The 1685-nt window shown below is 45.8% G+C and carries 1 protein-coding gene and 1 pseudogene; one reads left to right on the forward strand and one right to left on the reverse strand.

The window, feature by feature from the left end:
• A partial coding sequence (locus GCA01S_RS18835; protein WP_081804229.1) for a cupin domain-containing protein occupies positions 1–597 on the forward strand: 597 nt, incomplete at its 5' end.
• A 317-nt stretch (positions 598–914) separates the two neighbouring features.
• Here the strand turns inward: GCA01S_RS18835 and GCA01S_RS19085 are convergent.
• Positions 915–1685 (reverse strand): annotated as a pseudogene (locus GCA01S_RS19085) (transposase); the annotation flags it as partial.

Genomic DNA, 1685 nt, shown 5'->3' on the forward strand with positions numbered 1-1685 from the left:
AAAATAATGAGGAGTTTTCTTCTTTCTAATCCCCCGACTGTTTACAAAAACGAATTGCTCTATTCCAGTAAAGGGAAAAATACCAGCCTGTACGAAATCATCTTCCCGTATAATCAAGGGTTGGGAGCGCACATTCACACTTCCGGCGAGGATTGCGCATTGGTGTTGTCTGGAACATTGACTTATTTTGTGGGCAATCGCGAAACGATCGTAGCCGAGCCGGGCAGTATCGTGTTTGGTTGGCAAAATGTCCTGCATGGGTACCTAAACCAAGAAAAAGAGCCGGTGCACCTGCTTGTTTTTGTTACTCCCGGCAAAATCGGATTGGCCTATCCCGATGATAATGACCCAATCGTGCGAAAAGTACCTGTGGAATGCCGTAAAGTTCACGCCGAAGAAGAGGTAAACGCCTCTTCTGAATATTCATCGTTTCAGACCGTTCTCATTCACGGCCGATACGAAGAATCTGTGGAACCGGACACATTCAAAGTCTTCATTGATTGGAAAAAGAAACAACTCTTTATTTTTGATGAAGAAAAAGTGGAACTAACAAGCGATGAGCCCATTCGTCTGCTCAAATATGTGGCCAAGAGTTAAGCACTATTAAAAAATATACCCCATTGTTGAAGGAGTAAAAGGAGCAGCGTTTTGGCTGCTTTTGAGGCTGTTAACAAAGAAGGTCAATAGCCTTACGGCGGAGATCATGCTCCGCCTTTTTTATTCTTCTCAAAATTCCTGCTTACACAACACCTCATGCGGAACTTCATATTGCCTGCACAACTTTCCTGAGATACCATGTACCAAAAAAGAGAGGCTGTTTCAAAAGGTTGTTAAACCGACCTTTTGGGGACAGCCTCTGTTTCTTTTCTTTACTATTTGGTTATTTATTCCTTTTTTTAAGCAGGAATTTCTCCTTATTTCTGAATTTTATCCTGTTTTTTCTTTGTTAGATCAGTTGTGGCCGCCCACTTTCTCAAATTGTGGGCAGCACAAATGATCCCCCATTCCACGGTAATTTTTGGGAGTCTCTTAACAAAGAGCGCTGAAATTACTGGTTGTGCTTGATTTGCCCAAACACCGGCTCGTTTTCGATTTGTCGTTTTCGGTATGTCGCCTTCGATATGTCGCCGCTCCTTCTTCCGTGGACAGCCGTTTACGGATCTCTTGCCGTTGTTGTTGATTTTTCAAGGAAACGCGGATGGTTTTCGTGTCTTTGCCTTTGGCGCATGCCGTCCGAAACGGGCATCCGGCACAAGCCGTACAACGATACGTCCGTTTGACGGCAACGTACCCGTTGTCGGTCGTTTCCTTCCGTTCATACACCAACACCAATCGTTCCCTCTTGGCGCAAATCCACTCATCCAGCTCCTCATCATACGTCATGTTCTCGATTCGGCCGATCTCCTTCGCCCACGCTTTCGTTTGTTCCCAGTCCAACATGTTATACTTGATCAGGCGACTATCTCCTTTTTCTCACAGTACGTGTAGTTCTCCTCACTCCCATAGGCGGCCAATTGCTCCAAATGCGGAATGAAACATCCGGTATCCCCCGCCCGTTGATGCACGCTAAATCCAGTGATGAATTGGTTCTCTGTCCCAATCTGCACATTGTACCCCGGTTTGAGCTGGCCGTTTTTCATATGGTCGTCCTTCATCCGTTCCGACCGAAATCGGTTGACCGTGCG

This window comes from Parageobacillus caldoxylosilyticus NBRC 107762 (assembly GCF_000632715.1).
Taxonomy (GTDB): Bacteria; Bacillota; Bacilli; order Bacillales; family Anoxybacillaceae; genus Saccharococcus; species Saccharococcus caldoxylosilyticus.